This is a genomic window from Luteolibacter sp. (genome assembly GCF_039920825.1).
Classification (GTDB): Bacteria; Verrucomicrobiota; Verrucomicrobiia; order Verrucomicrobiales; family Akkermansiaceae; genus Luteolibacter.
This window is the reverse complement of record NZ_JBDSCX010000077.1, coordinates 1-23,552: the sequence shown is the minus strand read 5'-3', so window position 1 is coordinate 23,552 and position 23,552 is coordinate 1. Positions and strand designations below refer to the sequence as shown.

Below are 23,552 nucleotides of genomic sequence, written 5' to 3'. Positions count from 1 at the left end.
TTTTAGGGAAGGTCGGCGGCCTTGCCGGTGGCCACGAGCATCACGTCGTGGGGAGTTAGTTTTTCAACGGGAACAGCGCGGGTCAACCTGCCCTGGCTCATCACGGCGATGCGGTCGCAAACCCCGAACAGCTCGGGCAGATAGCTGGAAATCATGATGACGGCGCGCGGACGTTTTTCGTCGGTCACCACTTCGTTAATCGCCTCATAGATTCGCGCCTTCGCGGCGATGTCGATTCCACGTGTGGGCTCGTCCAGCAAAAGCACGTCCACATCATGTTCCAGCAGGCGAGCGAACGCCGCCTTTTGCTGGTTTCCACCCGAGAGTGCGCCGACCGGTTGGGCCGGACCCTGGCATTTGATGCCGAGACGATCGATCCATGTGGAAGCCGCAGCGTGTTGTTTCTTCGGCGAGAGCGTGCCGCTGCTGCCGAAACGTTCCAGACAGGTGAGCGTGACATTGTCGGCAATGGATAGATTCAACGCCAGCCCCTCTTCCTTTCGGTTTTCACTCAACAGCCCGAGTCCCTGTTGCCAGCGTTTCCGTGGTGTGGCGGATCCGGAGTTTCCGCCGATAACGACTTCTCCGGATTTAACGCCGTCCAAGCCGAATAAAACCCGCAGGAATTCAGTACGTCCGGAGCCGACCAAACCCGCGATGCCGACGACCTCGCCCCGATGGAGATCGAGGTTCACGAACTGCGGCTTCTCGCGGCCTGATAGATCGCGGATCTCCATCAGTTTCGCGCCCTGCCGGTGATGGGTCCGCGGATAAAGATCCTCGACATCACGCCCGACCATCATCGAAACGACTTCCTCGGGACTGACGGTTGCGACATCGCGCGTGCCGACCACCGAGCCGTCCCTCAGCACGGTGAGGCGCGAGGCCAGGCGTTTCACCTCCTCAAGGAAATGGGAAATGTAGATGATGGAAATTCCCTGCGCCTTCAACCGGTCGATCAAGGCGAAAAGGCGTTCGATGTCTTTCTGCGCCAGCGATGACGTGGGTTCGTCAAAGACCAGCAGCTTGCAGCCCATCGCCAGCGATCGGCCGATTTCCACCAGCTGGAGCGCGGACACGGAGAGTTTTCCCGCGATGGCGTCCGGCTTGATGTCCGGATGATCGAAATGGGCGAGTGCCTCCAGCGCGCGGGCGCGCATTGCCTTGCGATCGACGAATGGGCCACTCATCGGCTCCATGCCGAGGACGATGTTTTCCTCGACGGTGAGATGCGGCGCGATGGATAATTCCTGATAGATCATGCCGACACCGCCCGCGCGGGCGTCGAGCGGATTGCGCGGCTGATAGATCCGTCCGTCGATTTCCATTTCTCCGCCGTCCGCCATGTGGGCGCCGGAGAGGATTTTCATCAACGTGCTCTTCCCCGCGCCGTTTTCCCCAACGAGCGCATGGACCTCACCTGGCAGGACTTCAAGGTCCACACGGCCGAGGGCGATGGTCGGGCCGAAAGTCTTGCGGATGCCCCGCATGACGAGGCGTGGAGGAGTGGAGGACATGGTGGAAATGTGACCGTGTCGCCTGTTACTTGGGCAACTGGGTGTCGATCAACGCGGCGACCTTCGGATCGCTCAGGTTCTCCGGCGTGATCAACGTCGCACCGGTGTCGATGACCGGCGCCACCTTCTCGCCTTTGAGCTTGGCGACAGCGGTTTTCACGCCGAGGTAGCCCATGTTGAGCGGGTCTTGGAGAACGGAGCCATGCATCTCGCCCTTCTTGAGTGCGTCGATGAAGGTGGCGTCGCAATCGAAGCCGACGAACTTGACCTTGCCTGCCAGATTCTTTCCGCGAAGGGCCTGGAGCATGCCGTAGGAGTTGGTCTGGTTGCTGCAGAAAATTCCTTGGATCGAGAGGCCGTCACCGGCGGCGAGACGAGTCAGGAGATTGGTGGCGACATCCTGCGCCTGGCTGGCGGTGGCGCCGGAGAATTGCTCGGAACTCACCACTTCGATGCCGGGGGATTTCTTGATTTCCTCGAGAAATCCTTCCTCACGCTGCTCGGTCGATGCGCTGCCCTGCATGTAGCGCAGCACGGCAACCTTGCCCTTGCCTGATAGAATTTCGGAAATGCGGCGTGCTGCGATCCGTCCGCCCTCGCGGTTGTCGGTCGCGACGTAGCTGGTGATGAACGAGTCGCTGTCGGCGAGGCCGGAATCGATGATGACGACGGGCTTGCCCTTTTCCGAAACACTTTTGACGGAGTCGCGCAACGCGACGGCATCCAGCGGGGCGAGCACGATGGCGTCATTCTGCAGTGCCTGGTTGGTGACGAGATCGATCTGTTGGGACCTGTCATCCTCGCGCTGCGGTCCGATGAAAGTGACCTTCACGTCGAGTTCCGCAGCGGCTTTTTTCGCACCGGCTTCGACGGATTTCCAATAGATGTGCGTGGTGCCTTTCGGGATGACGGCGACGCTCAGTTGACCGGATTTTCCGGACTTGTTACAGCCGGTCAGCAAGGCGGAAAGCGCGATGGCGAGAAGTGGGATGGATTTCATAATGGGTTTGGAGAGACCTATGGATTTTGCAGGTGGCTGGCTAGATTTTTCCGTAGAGCGGACCGTAGTTGGCACAGGCACGGAAGTCCGCGCCTTCGGGATCGGCGGTGCCGAATGCGGTCCATGCGCTCGGGCGGAAAACCCGATCGTCGGCGACGTTGTGCATGTAAACAGGGATCCGCAGCATTGAGGCGAGTGTCAGATAAAGATGTCCGACGTGGCCGCAGGTCATCACGCAATGGTTGGCTCCCCAGTGGTTCATCACTTCGTAGGTGCTGGTGAAGGCTCCCTTGCCCGTGAGGATGGGGGAAAACCATGTGGTCGGCCAAGTGGGATTGGTCCGTTGATCGAGCGCATCATGCACGTCGTCCGGTAGGTCGATGGTGTAACCTTCGGCCACTTGGAGCGCTGGGCCGAGACCGCCGACGAGATTGAGCCGCACCATGGTGGCGGGCATTCCGCCGCGCGTGCGGAAACGGGTGCTGAGTCCGCCGCCGGGGAAATATTCGGTGATGGACGGGTGCCAGGTGGTGGCCTTGAGGCATTTTTCCACTTCCGCATCGGTGATCTCCCAGAACGGTTTCATCGCGGGCTGGCCGTTGGATTCCTGTTCACCGGTGCCATCGAGAGCGGCAGGGCCGGAGTTGATCAAATGAAGGATGCCGTCGCCGACGAGCGGGTGGGTAAATTTTTTCCCACTGGCGGCTTCGATCGCGTCAAGACTCCAGTAGGTGCGGAGGTCGGCGAAAATCTGGGCAGTATTGGTTAGAAGGTTGCCGAAGAGCATGCCGGCGCCGTTGAGCGCGTCGTTTTCCGTGGCGACGACGTAGGGCGCGCGCCTGCCATTCCAATCGAAGGACGAGTTGAGAATGGCTTCGAGGAAGTCTCCGTTAGGAAAGTGGTCGGTCCATTGGCGCTGCCCTTGGAATCCGGCGGCGATGGCGTTGTGACCATGGGCCTGTTCACCGAGGCCCATTTCCGCGAGTTTGGGATTTCCGATCATCAGGTCGCGGGCGATGAGCGTCATTTTCACACTGTCCTCCCATTCGCTATCAATTTGTTTGCGGGTGCGGGTGGTGGCGGGGGAGTTGTAATCTGTTCCTTCCGGACAATTTTCCCTGACCCACGGCAGAGCCTTTTCATACTCGGCCTGATCGTATTGGCCCTTGCTCATGCGGCCGACGAACTCGGTGAGGTCGATGGCTTCCACGCGCATGCCGAACCATTTTTCCCATAGCGATGGATCGACGACGGAGCCGGCGATGCCCATCGATGTGCCGCCCATGGAGAGGTAGCTTTTGCCGCGCATCAGGGCGACCGCGAGACCGCAACGGACGAATGAGAGGAGCTTTCCCCGGACGTCCGCCGGGATTGCGGTATCGGTCGCGGATTGCACGTCCTTGCCGTAAATGCCGAACGCGGGCAGCCCCTTTTGCGTGTGTCCTGCCAGGACTGCTGCCAGATAGACGGCTCCCGGACGTTCGGTGCCATTGAATCCCCAGACCGCCTTCGGCAAATGAGGATCCATGTCCATCGTCTCGGACCCGTAACACCAGCAGGGGGTAACTGTTAGCGAGACGCCCACGTTGGAGTTCTTGAATTTATCCGCACAATTGGCGGCTTCCTTCACGCCGCCGATACAGGTATCGGCGATCACGCATTCCACCGGCGAGCCGTCAGGATAGCAGAGTTCGGCGGCGATCAACGCGGCCACCGCTTCGGCTTGTTGCATGGTGCGCTCCTCGAGGGACTCGCGGACACCGCCGAGCCGACCGTCGATGGCCGGACGAATGCCGATTTTTGGATAGGGTGAATTCTTCACGAGGACGGGTTTGAAATGGGTTGAGCGGCCCGAGGTATGGCATGAACTTTGTAATTGTCAGCCGAATTTTTCTGATTGTGTGAAGAGAGTCTTTGAATGCCGATCGTCGTTACATGAATATTCTGGGATGAGATGGATAATATTGTCTTGATCGGAGAGTGTGCTCCTTGTTGATTTCCCTCGTGAAGAATGCACAAACCGCCAGTTCATTCGTCTCATCCGACGTCGAATCGTCCCGGTTGTTTTTTCTCGATCTGGTCGAAAATGAAGAATTTTCGGTTGTTTTCGGTGGATTCGAGCGCTGTGCGGCAGACTACAGAATCGATCGCCGGGACTTTCCGTGGTATTCGCTGGAATTTGTAAGTCATGGAGAAGGCCGCCTGTGGCTGGGTGGAGTCGAGGCAACCCTGATTCCCGGGAGTTTCTTCGTGTATGGCCCGTCACAGTTTCACCGGATCGAAAGTTCGCGGACCAATCCGTTAGGAAAATATTTTGTCGGCTTTACAGGATCAGGAGTTGAGGCCTTTCTAGAGAGCTTCGGCATGCCGTCAGGATTTGTTTCCCGTTGTCCCAAAGGCGAACTCATCCGGCGGGCTTTTGATACGCTCATCGACCGGGGGATCCGCAAATCGGGATTGGCTCGGCCACTCTGTGCGACCATTACCCGGCAACTCCTGCTGATGTGCCGGGATGACGCGACGGATGAGGAAAATACCGACGGTGCGGCGTTCGCCACCTATTCCCGAGCCAAGGAGTATATCGAACGGAACTTCATCGGAATCACCACTCTCGAAGGGATCTCCAGCGGCTGCGGTATCGACGCCCCCTACATTTGCCGGTTGTTCGCGCGGTACCACGACGAAAGTCCGTATCAATTTCTAACACGCCTGCGGATGGAACACGCCTCGCGAATGCTTCTCGAAAGCGACGCTCCGGTAAAATCCGTCGCCGCCGCGCTCGGGTTTAAGGATGCCTTCCACTTTTCCCGCGTTTTCAAATCCGTCCATCACGTCCCGCCTTCACGCTTCCGGCAAACGATGCATCCCCAGTGGAGCAACCGGAAGCAGGTTGACGAAATCCGCTGAAACAGGAAAATCCCTCCATGCTCCAAACCGGAATCCTCAATCCCCACGTCCTCAATCTTATCGCCCGCATCCGCCACACCAACACCTTGGTGATCTCGGATTGGGCGTTTCCCTACTGGCCGGAAATCGAGACCGTGGATATCTCGCTCACCCACAACATCCCGACCGTGCTCGACGTGCTGGACCTACTGACACCGGTTTTCAAGATCGGCCGGATCTGGCAGGCGGACGAGTTTGTCGGTTCCAACACGCCCGAAACAGTCGCCCGCTTCGCCAAATCCTTCGGCGAAATCCCGCTGACCCGCGAGGCCCACGTCGATTTCAAAAAGCGCGTTCCCCATGCCATCGGGTTGATTCGCACCGGCGACGCGACGCCGTATGGCAACATCATCCTCGAGTCTGTCTGATAGAAATCCATCAGTCCGGTGCGTATTCCTTTCCCATCACCCTGCCATCCTGCATTTTCAGAACGATGCCTTCGTGGTCCGGTTCGGCTGTGGATTCCGGCGTCATGAAAAACTCCAGTTTGGTCGCCGAGTCGTCGGCAATCGTCGGTGGCTTGTTAGACTGATCTGGTGGATACCAGTTCCGCATTTCAGCCAGCACTTCCTCCCGACTCATGCCGACCCGGATGTTCCAGTAAAAAATTTGGAACGTGCGGAAGCGGGCATCGATCAACCACGGATTTTTACCCACGATCAGAATGCCGCTAGGGACCAGCAGGCAGGCGGCCACCAATCCGAAAAACACCCGCCCGGTGATTCCCGTGCTGCGCCAAGCAAAGATGGCGAAGAGGACACCGGCGACCAGCCCGACGAGAATTACCTGGGTGACGGAATCCGTTGATGTGGACATGAGGGGGAGTATTCCAAGCGGAACCTCGGGATGGAGGAGAACCACCTCATCCCGGATTTCAAATCACACGATGCCTCGAATCGTTTGGATTGGCAAATTTCAAAATTCGTTTCCGGGAATTGTCTCGCATGCTTCCCGGCAATCGTGCTCTTGGGTTGAGTGGAAGAATTGATGAATGCAATCGACCGGCAAGGGTGGGCCGCCATCCCGGGGTGCATCGATTTGGCGGATTCCCTCAGATTGAAGGATGAGTGCGAATTGGCTTGGAAAAACGGTGATTTCCGTCCTGCCGGAGTGGGGCGGGGGCGGAACCTTGAAGTCCGTGAGGAAATCAGGGGCGATCGGGTCATGTGGCTGGATCCGCAGGGTTTTTCGGCGGAGCAACTGATCTATCTGGCCACCTTGGAGACGTTGCGGTTGGCCATGAATCAAAGGTTTTATCTGGGGCTTTTCGAGTTCGAAGGGCATTTCGCGATTTATCCGGAAGGAGCATTTTACAAAGCCCATTTGGATCGGCATTCGGGGACCAGCGATCGCATCGTGACGGTGATCCTTTACCTGAACCCCGATTGGAAGCCGGGCGACGGCGGGGAGTTGAAGCTGTGGACAACCGTCGGCGACCGAGACGGCGAGTTCGTGTTGATTGAGCCTCGGATGGGTACGCTGGTGTGCTTCATGGCAGGGGACTTCTGGCACGAAGTCCTGCCTGCGAATAAGTCGCGGCTGAGTATTACCGGTTGGTTTCGACAACGGTGAGAAAAATGCCCCGGTGACCCTGTTTTTGCTACATGCTTAACGATGATTTATAACTAGGATTGATTGTAAATCAGCAGTATTTTAATGGGTAGTAGTTGTAAGTCTTTGAAAACGAATTGCATGGCCGTGGATTTTGTGGGTATCGAATTTTGATCCTTCGGTTACCTTGATCTCACGGATGGGGTTACGTAGTTTTCGGGCCTCCCCCCATGAAAACTACGAAACTACTGATTTGCGCGGTAGCTATCGCGGCCGCCTTTGCGGCAGCTAAGGCTAAAGGACAAAACCTCCCCGCGACTTTGATCGGAATTGATCCCGGAATCGCCGTCACTGGAACAGTTGACAACGGCAGCTTCATCCAAGCCTACCCGTCGGGCGTTTCGAAATTCACGGAATTCGACGCGTTTTGCATCGAGCCGACCCAAGGCCTGTCTTACGGCGAAACCCTCGTCTATCAGGTCCAGAATCCGCTGTCGCTGACCAATACAGACACCATCGCCCGATTGGTAGGTGGCTATCTGGCCTCTTCTCAAACGGCGGAAGATGCCGCTGCGGTGCAGTGGGCGATCTGGGAAGTCACGACTGAATCCCTCTCCTCCTATTCGCTTTCCGACGGCAATGTCAGGATCACTTCACCGCTGAATCAGGATACCATCACGCTGGCGAACCAGTATCTGGCACAGGCACCGAACTACACTGCTGCAAACGTCACTTTTCTGACAAATGCGGACCGCCAGGATGTGGTGACGTGGAACGCGATTCCCGAGCCGGCTTCCGCAGGTTTGTTCACACTTTCCGCTTTGTTTTTGTTCCGTCGTCGTCGGAATTGATTCATTGAACGATGGTTGCGGAGACCTCCTGTCCGAAGCGGCGGGAGATGAGAAAAGCGCGCGCTGGAAATTCCTGGGAATTTCGCAACGGGCGCTTTTTCGTTAGTGAAAAGTAGCTTTGCCGGGGATCAATGATCTCCTTTTTGTGATTCGCCAAAAATAAACCCAATTCTCGGACCTTAGGTTAATCAATCCGTCGACCAAAGGCTTTTGTCAACAAGGAGGCACCACGCTTCTGTTGGTGCTTCCAAATGTGATGAAAAAGAACGACCTTTAGAGACTCGGCAAGTGTCGTGGCTCCTTGTCCGTCGGACCTTGGCCCGACGATGGACTCCGCTGATTTTAGAAATTCTTAATTCCGTTCACCGCTGAGAAACCACGGGCTGGCCTTTCAACAGGCCGATGTAGTCGATCAGGATATTGCGCGCCTCATGGAGGACAATGTCATCGGTTGGTTCAACAGGAAGATCATCTTCGCCGTCCAAGTCTGCATCCGGATTGATTTTGGGTTTCTCCTGAGTGATGAGTTCTCCCGGCCCCGGCTTGGCGAGTGTCTTCAGAGTAAGTTCGTAGGTTTTGGGCTGATTGGTGCCGCGTGCAAGGCGTTCCTTTTTCGCGTTTTCCGCACGTTCCTTGGTCTCTTCTTTTTCCTTCAGACGCTTGGCTTCGTTGAGCGAAACCACCTTGTCCTCCCTGAGCTTTTTGAAGCGTTCGGCTTCCGCCTTCAGTGCTGAGAAATCGGGACTTTTGGCAATGCGGTCCGTGGAACGGGTGCGCAGCGAATCGATCGACGCCGTCACGCGGTTAGAAGGGGTGAATTTCGCCGTTTCGATCGTATCCCAAGGCAAGGGATTGCCGAGGTCCGACTCGCCGATTTCCGGAAAATCGCTTAGCGACGGAATGACTACATCGGCCTTTACGCCTTCGAGCTGGGTAGATTTGCCGCTGGGGCGATAGAATTTACTGATAGTGACTTTCAGTGCTCCGGGATCGGCATTCGGGATCAGTCCTTGCCCTTGCATGATCCGGTCCAACGGAACGATGGTCTGCACGGTTCCTTTGCCAAAGGTAGAGGTGTCGCCGACGACAACGGCCCGTCCATAATCCTGCAATGCCCCGGCGACGATCTCGGAGGCGGAGGCACTGAAGCGGCTGGTTAGAACCACCAGTGGGCCGTCATAGGCAACCTTGCCATCGCGGTCTTTGCCAATTTCCACTTCGCCATCGAGACTGCGTGTTTGGACGACCGGGCCGGATGGGATGAAAAGCCCCGCGAGGCTGATCGCTTCCTGCAACGATCCGCCACCATTGTGGCGGAGGTCGAGGATCAGGCCGGTCACTTTCTCGTCTTTCAGCTTGGTGATCAGCTTGGAAACATCCGCCGTGGCGGAGGTCGGGCCGGCTTTGGCATTTCCTTCTCCGGCATAGAAGGCGGGAAGATCGATAACTCCAATGCGCTGCGCGGCATCACCGGACGGCATGTCGATGATGCGTGCTTTCGCCTGCTGATCCTCGAGTTTGATCTCTTCCCGGACGATGGTGATGTTCTTGCGGACGCTGTCATCGGCGGCGTTCGCTGGGATGACGTTTAGGAAAACCGGGGTGCCTTTTTTTCCGCGAATGAGATCGACGGCCTGTGAGAGTGGCAAGTCGATGAGATCGGTGAATTCGTTTCCTGATTTCTGGGAGACTCCCACGATACGGTCGCCGTTCTTCAGCAAGCCACTACGGGCGGCAGGGCCACCGGGAACAAGTTCCATGATCTTGCAATAGCCATCCTGAGATTGCAGCGTCGCTCCGATGCCGATGAGCGAAAGGTTCATCGTGATCTCGAAGCTCTTCATTTGCTCGGGACCCATGTAATCCGAGTGCGGATCATAAACTTGGGCCAGCGCCTCCAGATAGATTTCGAGAACCGCTTTTTCGTCGAGCTTCTTCATGGTCTCAACGAGCCGCGTCGACCGGCGGCCCAAGGTCTTGGTGATCTCCTCGTCCTTTTTGCCCGCGAGTTTTTCCTGAAGAAATTCGTAGCGGAGTTGCTGGGTCCACAGGATCTTTGCCGCTGCCATATCGGCAGGGTGAGGGGCTTCCTTGCGGTCGTAGGAAAAGTTTTCGTCCGCTGAGAAATCGAATTTTTCGTTGGCGAGAAGGTCGGAAATGAACGTTGCCCGCAGACCGAGGCGTTCGAGGTAGCATTTGAAAATCGTATGGGCGATCTTGCTGTCACCCTCCTCGCGTGTGGCCTTCGCCAGCTTCGGACGGACGCGGGCAAATTCGTCGAGGTCGCTTTGAAGGAAAATCATGTGGCCGCCATCGAGTGCGTTGAGGTAGCGGTCGAGAAACTTGCCCGCCATTTCATCATTGAGCTGTTGATGCGCGAACTGAGAGTTCTCCAGCAGCTTCGAGGTCAGGGCCGTGATCGCCGCATCCGTGCCCTCGGCATCGAGGCGCTCCTCGTTCCGGAAACCGAATGCCACCGCGTAGGAGGTGATCAGGGAGGCCGTGATCGTGACCGCGGGAATGATGATTTTGAACTTAGGTTTCATTTGGTTCTAGTGGGACGGTGAGCATCCTCCGTGCCGGTGATTGTCGAGTGTGATCGAAGACCGGGCAAGCGGGCAATTGGCTTCCAGGAAAGATAACGTCACTGAGCTGGTGGCCTGTCTTGCATCTTTGCGGGCGGGCGGAGTTGCGGGTTTTGTCTTGATTTGTTCATTAAATATTGAACTCATCGGCTTCCGGAAACTTTGAAACGCACCATGAAATTATTTGGAACCGACGGTATTCGAGGCCGGGTCAACGAATTCCCGATCACAGCCGAAGTCGCTCTCAGGACCGGAAAAGCCGTGGCCAATGTCCTCAGGTCATCAGGCTCGCGACGGAACCGCGTCTTGATCGGCAAGGATACCCGTATTTCCGGCTACATGTTGGAAACCGCCCTCACCAGCGGCCTCGTTTCCATGGGAATGGACGTTTATCTTGTCGGTCCGTTGCCGACTCCCGCTGTCGCGCATTTGACAAAATCGATGGGGGCGACTGCCGGGATTATGATCACTGCCTCCCACAACCCCTACGAAGACAATGGGTTGAAAATTTTCGGACCCGATGGCTACAAGCTTTCCGACGACCTCGAAGCCCTCATCGAACGCCACATTATGGGTGACGAACCAGAGGCTGCCCCGTTGCCTCCCGCACAAATTGGCAAAGCGACCCGAATCGACGACGCCCGCGGCCGCTACATCGAATTCGCCAAACACACGGCCGACAACATCCCTCTGCACGGAAAAAAAATCGTCATCGATTGCGGTCACGGCGCCGCCTACTTCATCGCCCCGCTCATTTTCAAGGAACTCGGAGCCGAGGTCATCGTAATCGGAAATCAACCTGACGGCCTCAATATCAACGCCAAATGCGGTGCTCTGCATCCCGAAGCCGCCGGAGAACTCGTTCGCCAGCACCAGGCTGATCTCGGCATTTCCTTCGATGGCGATGCCGACCGCGTCATTTTCACCGATGCAAACGGGCAGGTTGTCAGCGGTGACCGAGTTCTCGCCCTTTGTGCCATCGGCCTGAAGGAACAAGGAAAACTCAAGCACGATACCCTCGTCGCCACCGTCATGAGCAATCTCGGACTCATCGAAGCCATGAAAAAGCACGGAATCAAAGTGGAATGCACCGCCGTAGGAGATCGCAGCGTCATCGAATGCATGCGGAAGAACGGTTACTCCTTCGGTGGGGAAAATTCCGGCCATCTCATTTTCGGAGACCACGTCACCACCGGCGATGGCATCCTCAGCGCTCTCCAGGTCCTGCGGATGATGGACGAGAAAAAGTCCACCCTCGCGGAACTCGCCGCCGTAATGCACGAATATCCGGCGGAGCTCGCCAACATGACCGTGCCATCGAAGCCACCGCTTGATTCCTTGCCCAAGCTCCAGAAACTCATGCGGGAAGCCACTGCGGAGTTTGGGGAAATCGGCCGGCATTTGATCCGCTATTCAGGCACGGAAAACAAAATCCGCGTTCTCGTCGAACATCGCGAGGCCGAGGAGGTCCGCTCGTGGGTCGCGAAATTCTCCACCGCCATTCACGAGGAAATCGGATAACAATGTCAGACGCACCGATCTATCCATGCACGCTGTCCCTCCACAGGAAGATCGCGGATTTCCCTATCGGCAACGTGCCGTTTTCCCAGCATGGAGGTTGGCTCCCCAGTGACTTTGTCATCCGTTACCCGTGGGATTTGCTCCGGGCGAACGAACTCTATATTTCGTTCCTAACTGATAATCTGATCCAAGGCGAGGTCCATTCTTCTGCCGTCATCGAAGGCATCGTCCACATCGGCCCCGGCACCCGCATCTTGCCCGGTGTCTTCATCGAAGGAAACGTCATCATCGGAGCCAATTGCAAAATCGGACCTAACTGCTACATCCGCGGCAACACCAGCATCGGCGACAACTGCCACATCGGCCAGTCCGTCGAGATCAAGAACTGCCTCATCCTTTCCAACACCAACGTCGGCCATCTCTCCTACATTGGCGATTCCGTGTTAGGTGAAAAGGTCAACCTCGGCGCCGGCACCACCACCTCCAATCTCCGCCACGACGGAAAAAACCACCTCTCGATGGTGGGTGGCACTCTCGTCGATACCGGCCGCCGCAAGTTCGGCACGATTATCGGCGACCACGTCCACACCGGCATCAACACCTCCATCTACCCGGGCCGCAAACTCTGGCCAAACACCACCACGCGTCCCGGAGAAATCGTCCAGAAGGACATTCAATCTCCAATCTCCAATCTCTAAATCACCAATTCAAATGTGCGGAATCGTCGGATACATCGGAAAAGCGGATGCAGCCACCGTGCTCATCAACGGACTGCGCCGTCTCGAATACCGCGGCTATGACTCGGCGGGCGTTGCCATCCTCGATGACGACCGCGTCCTCGTTTCCAAGTCGCCGGGAAAAGTCGCCAAGCTCAGCGACAAGGCCCACGCCGATTGGGACGCTGCTCTTTTTCACCGTGCCTCCACCGGCATCGCCCATACCCGTTGGGCGACGCACGGGCCGCCGACCGAGGTCAATGCCCACCCGCATCTCGACCAATCCGGCGACATCGCGCTGGTTCACAATGGCATCATCGAAAACTACCGAGCCCTCCGTGCCCGATTAGAAGGAAAAGGTCATCACTTTTACTCCGAAACCGACACCGAAGTTCTCGCCCATCTTATCGGCGATTGCGACAAGGGCGATCTCTTCCAAGCGGTTTGTGACGCGCTCCACCAAGTCAACGGCACCTTCGGCATCGCTGTTCTATCCGCCCAGGAACCGGATAAAATCATCACCGCCCGTCGTGGCAGTCCCATCGTCATCGGCATGGGTGACGGAGAAACCATCATCGCGTCCGATGCCTCCGCCATCGTCGCCCATACCCAGCGTGTGATCTATCTGGACGACAACGACATCGCTATCGTTACTGCCGATTCCGTCGATATCCGTGACCTCAACAACATCCCGGTCACCCGCGAAATTGCCGAACTCGGCCTCGACTCCGCCGCTGCGGAAAAGGGTGGCTATGAACATTTCATGCTCAAGGAAATCCACGAGCAGCCGGATTCGTTAGGCAATGCCATCCGTGGTCGTCTCGATTTCGACATCGGTTCTTCCGTTCTCGCTGGCATGGGAACCTCCCCGCGCGAACTCGCAGAACTGAGCCGCGTCGTCCTTATCGGCTGCGGCACCTCGCTGCACGCCGGACTTGTCGGTGAGTATGCCTTCGAGGATCTCGCCGACATCCACGCCGAAGTCCAGCAGGCTGCTGAATTCCGCTATCGCAATCCCATCCTCGGCAGCCGCGATCTCGTTGTTGCCATTTCCCAGTCCGGTGAAACCGCCGACACCCTCGCTGCTGTTAGAGAAGCGAATCAAAAAGGCGCGTTCGTCATGAGTCTTTGCAACGTCGTCGGATCCACCATCGCCCGGGAGACGGGTCGGGGAGTCTATCTGCATGCCGGTCCCGAGATTTCCGTGGCATCGACCAAAGCCTTCACCTGTCAGGTCGCGGTGTTGCTCATGATGGCGCTCAAGCTCGGTCGCGGCCGCCGCTTCTCGCGCGAGGATGGCTACAAACTCGCCCGTGAAATCGAAGCCATTCCGGAGCTTGTTGCGAAGGTCATTCTCCAGAACGACAAGATTGCCAAAATCGCCGCCGACTACTCGAAGAATGAGCATGCCTTCTTCATCGGCCGAGGACCGATGTATCCGGTGGCTCTCGAAGGAGCGCTCAAACTCAAGGAAATTTCCTACATTCATGCCGAGGGCTACCACGCCGCCGAACTCAAGCACGGCCCGATCGCGCTGTTGGAAAAAGGCACGCCCATCATCGCCCTCGCCGTGGACATTCCCGGCAAGGACAAGACCCTTGGCAACATCGAGGAATGCCGTGCCCGCGGTGCCCGCATCCTTGGCATCGTCACCGAAGGCGACCATGAAACCGCCGAGTGCATGGACGACTTCATCAGCATCCCGCGTTGCCATCCGCTCGTTGCCACGATTCCCGCCGTCGTTGCCCTCCAGCTTTTCGCCTATCACGTCGCCCGTCTCCGCGGCTGCGAGATCGACCAGCCCCGGAATCTCGCAAAGAGCGTTACCGTGGAATAGGGACTAACGGAATGTTTGGGGCTACCAAACAAGCCATCCCCAAACGATGCCTGCAAGGGCGAGCAGCCCGATGATTCCACCACAAAGCCAGGCGGTAAAACGACCCGAGCTCTTATCCATTTCGGACTGACCAAATACGTGGCGTTCGCGCATCTGGGAATCGGTCTGCCAGATCAGGGCAACCAGCGTAATGAGGGGTTCCAACATATTTCGGGCAACTCTAATGCCTCATGCACCTTTCGACGATTGGAAATTCCTTCGCGTTTTCTCCAGCGTCGGCAACATGCGGAACAGGTAGTAGGTGATCAAAAATAGAACGACGTCCAGCGGCACCCAATAAATCGGATCGACGAAGTAATCCCCCAGCTGGAGATGGCCGAACGGATAGAACCAGTCCACGCCGCCGGAGATCGAGTCGCAGAACATGTGGAAAACGTAACTGAACGACAGGATCGAGGCCAATTGCCAGGAGAGCTTGAGTTTTTTCAAGAGCGTCAGCGAGAACATCAGCACGGTGAACAGCAGCCAGAACGGAAGCCCGTGCGACCAACTGGAGAGGCGAGCCGCCAGCGACAAATGCGGGTTCAGCAAATCCGGCAAGGCACCGGCGATCCCGATGGCAAGGAACCCATAACTACGGAGCCACGCGGGCCGACCAAAGGCAAGCCTGGTGAGAATCACAGGAGCCAGGGCGTGGGTAAAAACATCCATCGGGTGTGTCAGTGGTAATAAAATCCTGACAACCCGACGCATGAGCGCATCCGAATCACCGATTTTCGAAAGCTATCTTTTCAGGGATTATCCGTGCGGACAATTCCAGACTCTGGGGAGGGGTTCCGGTTCGTCGCCGTTGATGCCGGGACGATTTTTATGAATCGCGTGTTCTTCAACGAAGGCTTCCCATTCTTCGTCATAACTATTGAACCAGGTATTGTGCCGTTCGGGGGGATCAACGGCCGAAAGTCTCTGGATTCCAGATTCGGCTTGGACGGGCTGTTTGTCGGAATACCGACGGGCAGCAAGTTGATCGGGGTTGGTTTTCATGGTTTTCTCATTTGCTGAATCAAACAAATTTCACCTTCTTCACTACGCAGGTTAGTTTTCCATTTCAAGGGATTTTCAAGTGACATTGCCGTTGCACAAGCGGTGACCTTGTAGAACCAATGACTGGTATGGATCGAGTCACCGCATTATTTTTCCAAAGAGACCCGGTGACCTGCGCTCGGGAACTCATTGGCGCGAGTTTCCACTGGCAAGGATGCGTGGGAAGGATCGTCGAGACGGAGGCCTACGCCGCGGTGGGTGATCCGGCTTGCCACACGTGGAATCGTCCCGGGGCGAGGCGTTTCGTGGAGAATCATCATCCGGGGGATGCCTACGTTTACCTGAACTACGGCGTTCACTGGCTATTCAACGTGCTGGTGAAGGGCGATGATGGTTCGGGCTTCGTGCTGCTCCGGGCGCTGGCTCCGGAATCCGGTCTGGAGCGGATGCGGGAGAGGAAGCCCGGCATCAAGGATCATTTGCTGGGAGCCGGGCCGGGGAAATTGACGCGGGCTTTCGGGATCGACGGCTCGGCACACGGGATGAGTTTTCTGGAGGCCCCGGATTGCGGCATCTCGCTGGGAAGGTCGGTGAAAACCGTGGCGGGAGGACGCATCGGGATTTCCAGAGCGGCGGAAATTCCCTGGCGTTTCGGGGATCCGTCATCGACCTCGCTGAGTCGGAAATTTTAGTAGCCGCCTGGTCGGTTTGCGTTTGGCGCGGGTCGGATTAGGTTCGGCCCATGATTCCATTTTCCGTGCTGGACCTCGCTCCGATCATTGCGGGCGGAGATGCCAGCCAGGCGTTTCGCAACACATTGGACCTCGCGCGACATGCGGAGGATTGGGGATTTCACCGCTATTGGCTGGCAGAGCACCACAACATGCCAGGGATCGCCAGCGCGGCGACATCCGTGGTGATCGGCCATGTGGCGGGTGGAACTTCCCGCATCCGGGTGGGCTCGGGAGGAGTCATGTTGCCGAATCACGCGCCGCTGGCGATTGCCGAGCAGTTCGGCACGCTGGAAGCGCTTTATCCGGGCAGGATTGATCTCGGATTGGGACGGGCACCGGGCGGCGACCAGATCGTGGCTCGTGCCTTGCGGCGAAACCTCGGCGGCAGCGGTGACAACTTCCCGCAGGATGTGATGGAATTGCAGGGCTATTTCCGGCCGTCGATCCCCGGACAAACCTTGCGATCGATCCCGGGAGCCGGGCTGAAAGTGCCGCTCTATTTGCTCGGTTCGAGCGATTTCAGCGCCCGCCTTGCCGCCGATTTAGGATTGCCGTTTGCGTTCGCTTCCCATTTCGCGCCGGACTATTTGAAAACCGCGCTTCAAATCTATCGACAGGGCTATCAACCGTCGGCTGCCAATCCCAAGCCGCATGCGATTGTCGGTGTCAATGTTTTCGCCGCCGATACCGATGAGGAAGCGCGGTTGTTATTCACTTCGCTGCAACAGCAGTTTCTCAATCTGATCCGAGGAAATCCGGGAGAGCTACAGCCACCCGTCGCCGACATGAAACTCCGTTGGTCACCCGGGGAGGATATTCATCTTCAGAGAATGGTGCGTTACTCGCTGGTGGGATCTGCGGAAACGATCCGTCGTGGCATTCAAGAGGTGATTCAGGAAACCGCCGCCGATGAGTTGATTGGCACCGCGCAAATTTTCGATCACGCGGCAAGGCTGCGGTCGTTCGAGATATTTTCCCAGGTGATGAAATCGCTTTGATCAGCAAACTAGACCTTGAACAGTCCGCCGCGTTTTCCTCCTAACACCGCGGCTCCAATAATCGCAACGGATAGGAAAATCATCGCCCAGACACCGAGTGCGGCGGCGAGTTCCGTGCCATTTCCCAGCGTGCTCAGAAGTGTGTAGATCGCTTTGGTGATCGGGTAGTGCTGCGCCTGTTGGGCGAGGATGAGGCTGTCGCTGACTTCCAGCATGGCGAAGGCGAAGGCGAGAATCGATCCGGCTGCTAGATTCGCGCCGATGAGCGGGATGGCGACCCGTCGCAACGTGCGGAGCGGTGTGGCTCCGAGGGATTTCGCGGCCTCTTCCAGCGTGGGATTGCTTTGTTGAAGCCCGGCAACTGCGGATCTCACGATGTAGGGGAGCCGCCGGAACGCATAGGCCACCACGATCAATAAAAACGGACTGCCACCGGCACCGACGAGGAAATGGAATGGCTTTCCTTCCTGAGAGAGAGCGAGATAGCCGAATGCCATCACCAGTCCCGGTACCGCCAGCGGCAGCATGACCACGGCATCGAGGAAATTGCGCGATTTTAAATTCGACCGAACCACCACCCAAGCCACCGACAGTCCGATGACCAGCGCCACCAAGGTCGCGCAGCCGGCGTAGAGCAGGCTGTTCTGAATCGATGGGACGACCAGTTCATTGCCCAACGCCTCGATGTAATGATGCATCGTCAGCTCATCCGGAATTACCGTGCCATACCAGCGTCCGGCGAAGGAGAGCAGCAGGACGCCCAGATGCGGAATCGCCGCGACCAGAAAAACTGCTAGAAAGAACAGCGAGCACGCGGCAGATTTCACCCCGCTGAGCCGAAGCGATGTCGAGCGGCCTTTCGGACGAGGCGCTGTGCCGAGCGGCGCACGCCCCATGACCAGTTTCGACAAGGCGAACACTCCGGCTGCGACGATCAGGAGAATGGCGGTGAGCGCGTAAGGAATCGGATTCTTGTCGAGGCCTTTGAGTCCGTCGAAAATCTGCACCGGCGCGACCCGTGCGAAGTCGAACACCAAGGGCACGCCAAGCTCGGTGAAAGCCCAGATGAAAACGATGGAAGCGCCGGCAAACACCCCGGGCATGGCCAGTGGCAGGGTGATCCGGAAAAAGCGCTTCCACGGCGGGCATCCGAGATTTTCCGCAGCCTGCTCCATGGCGGGATCCAGATTCGCCAGCGCGGCGGCGATGTTCATGTAGAGAATCGGATAGAGATGCAGCGCGTTCATCAGCACGATGCCGGTGAACCGCCCGTTTGCCAGCCAGTCGTAGGGCATGGCAGCATCCATGAATCCGGACTTGATGAGCAGCGCGTTGAAAGCGCCGTTCACTCCTAACATCTGCTTCACTCCCACCGCTCCGACAAACGGCGGCAGGATCATCGGCGCGAGGACCAATACGCCGAGCGCGTTTTTCCCGAAGAAATCATAGCGATGACCGATGAGCGCCAGCGGAAACGCAATGGCCAGCGTCGCCAGCGTGCTGGCGATTCCCAAGGTGAAGGCGTTCCACAGTCCTTCCCGATAGATCGGGTTCCGGAAAACCGATCCGATGAAATCCAGCGTGAAGAAATGCGAACCGTCGGCACGGGTTCCTTCGAACGCCTGCTTCACCACCATCCCGGCCGGATAGATGAAAAACACCGCGAACAAGACGCTGACGATGATCGTGATAAAAATGGCATTGCCGCGTTTCATCGGGTGGTCTTGGCGGTTGAGGATTTCGCGCGGGCCATGGCCTCTGCCTTGCGGTAATTCGCACGGAACCACTCGCCGAGTTCGGAGGCGCGGTCGGCGGCTTTGAGCGCGTCCGGACCATCAAGGATCGGATCGCCATGGCCGGCCTTGGCATAGTTCACGATCGAAACGTCGGAGAAGACCGCCAGTGCGTCTTCCGGCATTCCGGCTTCACGCATCGCCCTCCACGCGGCTTTCATTTCCTCGTGGGAATCGATGCACATGATCTTCACGAGTTGGCGCAGGGTGTTGAACGATGCGCCGGTGAGTTCCCGCTGATAGACAAAGTTGCCGGGATCGTCGTAAGGATGCGCCTTCGGCATCGTCGAGTTCGCGAGATTTTCCGGAGTATAAACATCGCGGCGGATCGGTGACCGGTAGAGCGCGCGGTCTTTAGGGCCTCCGGGAGTTCCGGGTTTTCCAAGCCACAGGGTCTGGCCTTGCGGACTCAGGCAGAATTCCACAAAGCTCTGTGCCACATCCATATGTTCCGCGCCTTTCAATACCGCAACCGGATCACCGCTCAATGTGGTGCCGCCGATGGGGGCGATCCACACCACCCGCGGCGCACCATCCGCCGTTGTGAGTTCATTGGAATAGGAGCGGCCGTAGAAATCGATGCACATGCCGGCGGCTGCGTTTCCTTGCCCGACATCCAGAGGTATCTTGGAGGCGCTGTCGGTGAAATAACGGGCATTGGCCGCCATCCGCTGGATCAATTGAAGGCCCGCAATCCATCCGGATTCCTTGGCTTTCTGGGGATCCGCTCCCGGCGAGGAAATCTCCCGCAGCATCTCGCTTTGAACTAACACCTCGAAGGTCCGCGCGACCGAGCCGCTCTTCGTGGGATCGGCGAGTGCGAGCGTTCCTTCGTAGGCCGGGGCACCGAGGTCGTCCCATTTCGCAGGTGGATCGATTTTCAGGCGGCGCAGGACATCCGGATTATAACAGATGCCGAATTGCGACATGCAGGTTCCGACCCACACATGGTTGGCGGCGTAGTAGCGTTCACCGGTGAAGGTCTCCGGGATCGGGCCACCTTCGGCAAACAACTCGGGATGGGAATCGAAGACCCGTAGTGGAACGAGTCGGTTTTTCTTTGCCAGCCCGGCGAAATCCGGTTCGCCGCCGCCGAAGAAGACATCCACGCCGATGCCGTCGCGCTTCGTTTCATCCGCAGCCTTGAATCCGGCATCCAGCACCATCCGGATTTCGGAAGTTCCGCCCGGTGTTCTCCAGTCGATGTAAATGGAACGGCCGGTTGATTTTTTCCAATGGGCGGCGAACGCCTCGCCGAATTCCTGGCGGATCGATTCGTTGTGCGGACTCAGGATGACGAGAATATCGTTGGCCGTGTGCGGGCTGGTCGTAGCGGTCTTGCGACGCAGAGCCATCGGCAGCGCGACGATCAGCGCCAGCAGTCCGAAAATGATCCAAGCTCTTGTTTTCATCCCGATAAATCAGTTAGGCTTTCAGGATCACCACATCTTCGTGTCGCGAATGAAGCACGACCGGAGCATCGCCCGGCTCTTGGATGATGTGCGGATTCATCTCGACCACCTGTTGGCGGCCGGCTGTCGTCTCCACCCAATATTGGATGCGTTGGCCGAGATAGCTTCGTTCGCTGATCGTTCCTTGAATCGAATTGTCGCCGCCCTCGCTTTTCAGCCGCCATGCCTCCGGTCGGATCGACAATCGCAGCGCTTCGCCTGGGGCAGGGGACCATTCGGGATCGGAGACTCGGCCGACCAAAGGTCCTGCGGTGGTTTTCGCCAGCGTGTAACCATCGCGAGTTTCGATCGCCTCGCCGGTGATCAAATTCGTTTCGCCGATGAAATTCGCGACATAGGCGCTCGTCGGAGTGCGGTAAATTTGTTCAGGCGTCCCGATCTGGCCGATTTTTCCATAGGACAGCACCGCCATCCGGTCGGCCATCGCCAACGCCTCTTCCTGATCGTGGGTGACATAGATTCCGGTCAGTCCATTTTCCTTCACGATCCGGCGGATTTCGCGGCGCATCTCCACTCGGAGCTGGGCATCAAGATTCGACAAAGGCTCGTCCAGTAGAAGGCACTTCGGTTTTACCACCAAGGCGCGGGCAAGGGAAACCCGCTGCTGCTGGCCACCCGACATTTGGTCGATCGACCGATCACCGTAGCCCGGCAATTTGACCATTTCCAAGGCTTCCTCGACGCGTTGCTTGATTTCCGCCTTAGGCACCTTCCTCTCTTCCAAGCCGAACGAAATATTCTGTCCCACCGAAAGGTGCGGCCACAGTGCGTAGCTTTGGAAAACCATCGCCGCCTCGCGCTTGTGCGGAGGCATTTTCGTCACGTCCCGCTCGCCGAAAAGGATCGATCCGCTCGTCGGCGTCTCCAGTCCAGCGATGCAACGGAGCAACGTGGTCTTGCCGCAACCGGAGGCACCGAGCAGGAAAAACAGCTCGCCGGGTTCGATGTGGAGGGTGATTCCGTCGAGGGCCCGGGTATTTCCGAAGGATTTGACGACTGACTCGGCGTGAATGGATTCCATGGCAATTGACTACCCCATGCTTTCGTTTGGAGGCGATGAATCAAGTCCTAAGCAGTTTGAATGCGTGACGATCATTTTTTTCGAAGATTCTCTTGCAAACCCGTGGGTCGGACCTTAACAAGTGCGCCCACCCAACCGGTAATGCTCGGATGGCGGAATTGGTAGACGCGCTAGACTAAGGATCTAGTAGGGTAACCTGTGGAGGTTCGAGTCCTCTTTCGAGCACCATCTGTTGAGGATGAATGAATTAGGGAGCCTGAAAAGGCTCCCTTTTTTGTGCCGGGAAAGGCACTTTGCCAAAAAGTTTGGCAAATTTATCGTCTCCTTAAATCAGTGGATTCATGGAAGAAACATCTCCTCGAAAAAAAGGCTGAGGGCCGCCAGCAAGACGCCGCGTGTGAGCCGGCTAACCGGCTGAACCCCACTTTCCTTTGAGCATGCGAGTATCGAGGGAAGTGATTCCCGAAATGGTCGGACCACGAAACCAGGTTGCCACCGAGTGAATTCGATTTGCCACACGGGAAGCAGGGGGGGCGGGAGGCTTGAAACAGTTCCATGACTTCGATGTAGACTGAATCGTGATGGACGATGCTGTTCGCGCCTCCCCACGGATCCAATGCCGGACGTTATCATTGGGAGAGGTGATAGCAGTAGCGAGCGCTCCGATATCGGCTTCTAGCAAGGAAATGCCCAATGGCCACATGGGGCCATTGGGCATTTGGATCACGACGTTATAATCAAATCAAACGGCTTCCTTGAGAAGCTTGTCTGCCTTTTTCACCGTTGTAGCAGGGAGTTTGCCATCAACCAACTTTGACGCGGTGAGCAGGGCTTTGAGGCTCGCCAATCCGGCTTCGGCGGCGGCCAACGACTTTTTGCCGCTGCCGAACTTCTTGTCGGAATAGTATTTGGTGAACGTCGATCCTTTGCAGCTGATGCATAAGCGCCAGCCCTCAAAGGCTGCGGTTTCGTAGGTGAAGCGGGTCAGGTTTTTCTTCGATTGGAGTGGTTTACTTGCGGCCATGGCTCTTTCTACGCTAAATCAGATCAAGAATCAAACAATTTATCAGATAGGAAGACCCCGGGGCCTCGACGACATGGCCAACGGGGGGGCGGCGTTAGTTCGCGTCGCTCTGGACGCCCGATCCGCGCCGTGGCACACTTCAAACGTTCGACCACGAACCAGTCTATCTCCACGCCCATGAAGCCACTCGCCATCCTATGCTTCTCCGCAGTTACGGCAGCGCTATCATCATGCGTCAGCACTGGGCCAAGCGCCCGAGGCCATGCATCCTCCCCCGAGTCGGTGGCAGTGAGCTCTGGAGTAGGTTCTTCGTATCGCAACGCGATTACTATCAATGCACGTAGCGAAGCGGAAGGGGTCCCAGCCGAATACGAGTGGTTGGAAGCACATTTTCCTGGTTCAAAGGTTCTTGGGCAGTCACTCGCCAACAACGCAGGGAAGGCTTACGACGTGATGCATGTTCAATTGGCTAGCGGCCAGAAGCGGGATGTTTATTTCGATATCAGCGGCTTTTTTGGGAAGTCCTAAGCCGATGGCGCCAACCGTGAATCCATGCAGACTGAATCAACAACAAAGCGGGGTGGACATGACGAATCATTGAACTGCTTGTGCCGCGTCTGTCATGTTTTCGGAGTCTTGCTCTCGCTCCCGCTGGTATAAATTGACGTTCCCATTCCAACTGACATCCCGCCACCACCTTGGTAGAAGGAGTGGATGAACGCACCTGCGAAGTGTCCGAAGTGTGGCGGACGAATGGAAAAAGGTTTTGTTCTCGATCAGACCTATGGGGCCAATCTCGTGTCAAAGTGGATTGAGGGCAGGCCCGAATGGCACTGACTTAAGCGAGATTTCGGCGAAAGGAGTGGTCGGAAATCCGGTGATCAGGTTGCTTCTCGTGTGACCTCAAACCAACCCTTCCTCACCGGATTTCCTACGCAGATT

22 protein-coding genes and 1 tRNA gene are annotated in these 23,552 nt (G+C 57.2%); 11 read left to right on the top strand and 12 right to left on the bottom strand.

Annotated features, from left to right (window positions below):
- Positions 1–2: 2 nt before the first annotated feature.
- Genes ABIQ96_RS21550 through ABIQ96_RS21540 form a run of 3 tightly spaced genes read right to left on the bottom strand, consistent with a single transcriptional unit; the run spans position 3 to position 4,339 of the window.
- Positions 3–1,517 (bottom strand): sugar ABC transporter ATP-binding protein, encoded by a 1,515-nt coding sequence (locus ABIQ96_RS21550; RefSeq protein ID WP_348216709.1) that lies wholly within the window; start codon positions 1,515–1,517, stop codon positions 3–5.
- A gap of 25 nt (positions 1,518–1,542) precedes the next feature.
- Positions 1,543–2,517: a substrate-binding domain-containing protein gene (locus ABIQ96_RS21545; protein WP_348216708.1), complete on the bottom strand. Its 975-nt coding sequence runs from the start codon at positions 2,515–2,517 to the stop codon at positions 1,543–1,545.
- 40 nt (positions 2,518–2,557) lie between these two features.
- The gene (locus ABIQ96_RS21540; RefSeq protein ID WP_348216707.1) at positions 2,558–4,339 is read right to left on the bottom strand and encodes an L-fucose isomerase; all 1,782 of its coding nucleotides are present in this window, start codon (positions 4,337–4,339) and stop codon (positions 2,558–2,560) included.
- 182 nt (positions 4,340–4,521) lie between these two features.
- Here ABIQ96_RS21540 and ABIQ96_RS21535 point away from each other — a divergent pair, with 182 nt between their 5' ends.
- Together ABIQ96_RS21535 and ABIQ96_RS21530 are read left to right on the top strand one after the other, a co-directional pair.
- Positions 4,522–5,424 carry an AraC family transcriptional regulator gene (locus ABIQ96_RS21535; RefSeq protein WP_348216706.1) on the top strand — a complete coding sequence of 301 codons (903 nt, stop codon included), beginning with the start codon at positions 4,522–4,524 and terminating at the stop codon, positions 5,422–5,424.
- A gap of 17 nt (positions 5,425–5,441) precedes the next feature.
- Positions 5,442–5,831 carry an RbsD/FucU family protein gene (locus ABIQ96_RS21530; protein ID WP_348216705.1) on the top strand — a complete coding sequence of 130 codons (390 nt, stop codon included), beginning with the start codon at positions 5,442–5,444 and terminating at the stop codon, positions 5,829–5,831.
- Between the two features lie 10 nt (positions 5,832–5,841).
- On the opposite strand, the gene ABIQ96_RS21525 is transcribed toward ABIQ96_RS21530, so the two are convergent.
- Positions 5,842–6,279: a hypothetical protein gene (locus ABIQ96_RS21525; protein WP_348216704.1), complete on the bottom strand. Its 438-nt coding sequence runs from the start codon at positions 6,277–6,279 to the stop codon at positions 5,842–5,844.
- 348 nt (positions 6,280–6,627) lie between these two features.
- Between ABIQ96_RS21525 and ABIQ96_RS21520 the strand changes: the two genes are divergently transcribed.
- The gene (locus tag ABIQ96_RS21520; RefSeq protein WP_348216703.1) at positions 6,628–7,035 is read left to right on the top strand and encodes a 2OG-Fe(II) oxygenase; all 408 of its coding nucleotides are present in this window, start codon (positions 6,628–6,630) and stop codon (positions 7,033–7,035) included.
- Between the two features lie 209 nt (positions 7,036–7,244).
- Positions 7,245–7,865 (top strand): PEP-CTERM sorting domain-containing protein, encoded by a 621-nt coding sequence (locus ABIQ96_RS21515; RefSeq protein WP_348216702.1) that lies wholly within the window; start codon positions 7,245–7,247, stop codon positions 7,863–7,865.
- Positions 7,866–8,227: 362 nt separating this feature from the next.
- Here ABIQ96_RS21515 and ABIQ96_RS21510 read toward each other — a convergent pair whose 3' ends face one another.
- Complete coding sequence (locus ABIQ96_RS21510; protein WP_348216701.1) at positions 8,228–10,411, bottom strand: carboxy terminal-processing peptidase; 2,184 nt, start codon at positions 10,409–10,411, stop codon at positions 8,228–8,230.
- 213 nt (positions 10,412–10,624) lie between these two features.
- Here ABIQ96_RS21510 and glmM point away from each other — a divergent pair, with 213 nt between their 5' ends.
- Genes glmM through glmS form a run of 3 tightly spaced genes read left to right on the top strand, consistent with a single transcriptional unit; the run spans position 10,625 to position 14,524 of the window.
- Entirely contained in the window at positions 10,625–11,971 is a 1,347-nt protein-coding gene (gene glmM, locus ABIQ96_RS21505) for a phosphoglucosamine mutase (RefSeq protein ID WP_348216700.1), read from the top strand.
- 2 nt (positions 11,972–11,973) lie between these two features.
- Positions 11,974–12,669, top strand: coding sequence for a hypothetical protein (locus ABIQ96_RS21500; RefSeq protein WP_348216699.1), 696 nt, complete (start codon positions 11,974–11,976; stop codon positions 12,667–12,669).
- A 13-nt stretch (positions 12,670–12,682) separates the two neighbouring features.
- Positions 12,683–14,524 (top strand): glutamine--fructose-6-phosphate transaminase (isomerizing), encoded by a 1,842-nt coding sequence (glmS, locus tag ABIQ96_RS21495; RefSeq protein ID WP_348216698.1) that lies wholly within the window; start codon positions 12,683–12,685, stop codon positions 14,522–14,524.
- Between the two features lie 21 nt (positions 14,525–14,545).
- On the opposite strand, the gene ABIQ96_RS21490 is transcribed toward glmS, so the two are convergent.
- From ABIQ96_RS21490 to ABIQ96_RS21480, 3 genes are read right to left on the bottom strand one after another with little or no spacing between them, the layout of a single operon-like run.
- Positions 14,546–14,731 carry a hypothetical protein gene (locus ABIQ96_RS21490; RefSeq protein WP_348216697.1) on the bottom strand — a complete coding sequence of 62 codons (186 nt, stop codon included), beginning with the start codon at positions 14,729–14,731 and terminating at the stop codon, positions 14,546–14,548.
- A gap of 21 nt (positions 14,732–14,752) precedes the next feature.
- Positions 14,753–15,277 carry a metal-dependent hydrolase gene (locus tag ABIQ96_RS21485; RefSeq protein WP_348216696.1) on the bottom strand — a complete coding sequence of 175 codons (525 nt, stop codon included), beginning with the start codon at positions 15,275–15,277 and terminating at the stop codon, positions 14,753–14,755.
- A 45-nt stretch (positions 15,278–15,322) separates the two neighbouring features.
- Positions 15,323–15,568 (bottom strand): hypothetical protein, encoded by a 246-nt coding sequence (locus ABIQ96_RS21480; RefSeq protein WP_348216695.1) that lies wholly within the window; start codon positions 15,566–15,568, stop codon positions 15,323–15,325.
- A gap of 119 nt (positions 15,569–15,687) precedes the next feature.
- Here ABIQ96_RS21480 and ABIQ96_RS21475 point away from each other — a divergent pair, with 119 nt between their 5' ends.
- Together ABIQ96_RS21475 and ABIQ96_RS21470 are read left to right on the top strand one after the other, a co-directional pair.
- On the top strand, positions 15,688–16,260 hold the full coding sequence (locus ABIQ96_RS21475; RefSeq protein WP_348216694.1) for a DNA-3-methyladenine glycosylase: 573 nt from the start codon (positions 15,688–15,690) through the stop codon (positions 16,258–16,260).
- A gap of 50 nt (positions 16,261–16,310) precedes the next feature.
- Positions 16,311–17,300, top strand: coding sequence for an LLM class flavin-dependent oxidoreductase (locus tag ABIQ96_RS21470; RefSeq protein WP_348216693.1), 990 nt, complete (start codon positions 16,311–16,313; stop codon positions 17,298–17,300).
- Between the two features lie 8 nt (positions 17,301–17,308).
- Here ABIQ96_RS21470 and ABIQ96_RS21465 read toward each other — a convergent pair whose 3' ends face one another.
- The 3 genes from ABIQ96_RS21465 to ABIQ96_RS21455 are packed head-to-tail and all read right to left on the bottom strand — an operon-like array spanning position 17,309 to position 21,586.
- A complete protein-coding gene (locus ABIQ96_RS21465; protein WP_348216692.1) occupies positions 17,309–19,015 on the bottom strand; it encodes an iron ABC transporter permease in 1,707 nt (568 codons plus the stop codon).
- Positions 19,012–20,505 carry an extracellular solute-binding protein gene (locus ABIQ96_RS21460; RefSeq protein WP_348216691.1) on the bottom strand — a complete coding sequence of 498 codons (1,494 nt, stop codon included), beginning with the start codon at positions 20,503–20,505 and terminating at the stop codon, positions 19,012–19,014. Before ABIQ96_RS21460 ends, ABIQ96_RS21465 begins: the two co-directional genes overlap by 4 nt.
- Positions 20,506–20,518: 13 nt before the next feature.
- Positions 20,519–21,586, bottom strand: a complete 1,068-nt coding sequence (locus ABIQ96_RS21455) for an ABC transporter ATP-binding protein (protein ID WP_348216690.1) — start codon at positions 21,584–21,586, stop codon at positions 20,519–20,521.
- A gap of 143 nt (positions 21,587–21,729) precedes the next feature.
- Here ABIQ96_RS21455 and ABIQ96_RS21450 point away from each other — a divergent pair.
- A tRNA-Leu gene (locus ABIQ96_RS21450) sits at positions 21,730–21,814 on the top strand.
- Between the two features lie 514 nt (positions 21,815–22,328).
- Here ABIQ96_RS21450 and ABIQ96_RS21445 read toward each other — a convergent pair.
- Positions 22,329–22,610 (bottom strand): hypothetical protein, encoded by a 282-nt coding sequence (locus ABIQ96_RS21445; RefSeq protein ID WP_348216689.1) that lies wholly within the window; start codon positions 22,608–22,610, stop codon positions 22,329–22,331.
- A 177-nt stretch (positions 22,611–22,787) separates the two neighbouring features.
- Between ABIQ96_RS21445 and ABIQ96_RS21440 the strand changes: the two genes are divergently transcribed.
- Complete coding sequence (locus ABIQ96_RS21440; protein WP_348216688.1) at positions 22,788–23,138, top strand: hypothetical protein; 351 nt, start codon at positions 22,788–22,790, stop codon at positions 23,136–23,138.
- Positions 23,139–23,552 lie beyond the last annotated feature (414 nt).